This is a genomic window from Salipiger sp. HF18 (assembly GCF_011806505.1).
GTDB classification, from domain to species: Bacteria; Pseudomonadota; Alphaproteobacteria; order Rhodobacterales; family Rhodobacteraceae; genus Salipiger; species Salipiger thiooxidans.
Window position 1 is genome coordinate 1 of the sequence record NZ_JAATOS010000808.1, and the last position, 1,124, is coordinate 1,124.

Below are 1,124 nucleotides of genomic sequence, written 5' to 3' on the forward strand. Positions count from 1 at the left end.
GCAGCCCGCACCCCCTGAGGAGGACACCATCATGGAAGATCCCATCGTCATCGTCGGCATGGCCCGCACCCCCATGGGCGGGTTCCAGGGCGACCTCTCCGGCGCCACCGCCTCCGAGCTCGGCGCCAGCGCCATTGCCGCAGCACTCTCCCGCGCGGGGGTGCCCGCCGGCGACATCGAGGAGGTGGTCTTCGGCTGCGTCCTGCCCGCCGGTCAGGGCCAGGCGCCCGCCCGCCAGGCCGCGCTCGGCGCCGGCCTGCCGCTGTCCAGCGGCGCCACCACCGTCAACAAGATGTGCGGCTCGGGCATGAAGGCCGCGATGTTTGCCCATGACCTGCTCACCGCCGACAGCGCCAAGGTCGCCGTCGCGGGGGGCATGGAAAGCATGACCAACGCCCCCTACCTGCTGCCCAAAGCGCGCGGCGGCTTCCGCATGGGACACGGGCAGGTCATCGACCACATGTTCCTCGACGGGCTCGAGGACGCCTATGACAAGGGCCGCCTGATGGGCACCTTCGCCGAGGATTGCGCCCAGTCCTACCAGTTCACCCGCGAGGCGCAGGACCAGTACGCCCTCACCTCGCTGGAGCGCGCCCGGAACGCCATCGCCGACGGCAGCTTCGCTTCCGAGATCACGCCGGTCACCATCAGGACCCGCAAGGGCGAGAGCCTCGTCGAGATCGACGAACAGCCCGGCAAGGCGCGCCCGGACAAGATCCCCTCGCTGAAGCCCGCCTTCCGCGACGGCGGCACGGTGACCGCCGCCAATGCCTCGTCGATCTCGGACGGCGCGGCGGCGCTGGTGATGATGAAGCGCTCCGAAGCCGAGGCGCGCGGGCTCACACCGCTTGCGGTGATCCGCGGCCACAGCACCCATGCGCAGGCGCCGAACCTCTTCCCCACCGCCCCCATCGGCGCCATGCGGAAGCTCTCGGACAAGACCGGCTGGGATCTCAGGGACGTCGATCTCTTCGAGATCAACGAGGCCTTCGCGGTGGTCGCCATGGCCGCGATGCGCGACCTCGACCTGCCGCATGACAAGGTCAACGTCCACGGCGGTGCCTGTGCGCTCGGCCACCCGATCGGCGCCAGCGGCGCCCGAGTCATGGTCACCCTGCTGGCCG

At 70.6% G+C, this 1,124-nt stretch carries 1 protein-coding gene; it reads left to right on the top strand.

Annotated elements, in window-relative coordinates:
• Positions 1 to 28 precede the first annotated feature (28 nt).
• On the top strand, positions 29 to 1,124 hold a 1,096-nt coding region (locus HC022_RS27150; RefSeq protein ID WP_368484868.1), incomplete at its 3' end, for an acetyl-CoA C-acyltransferase.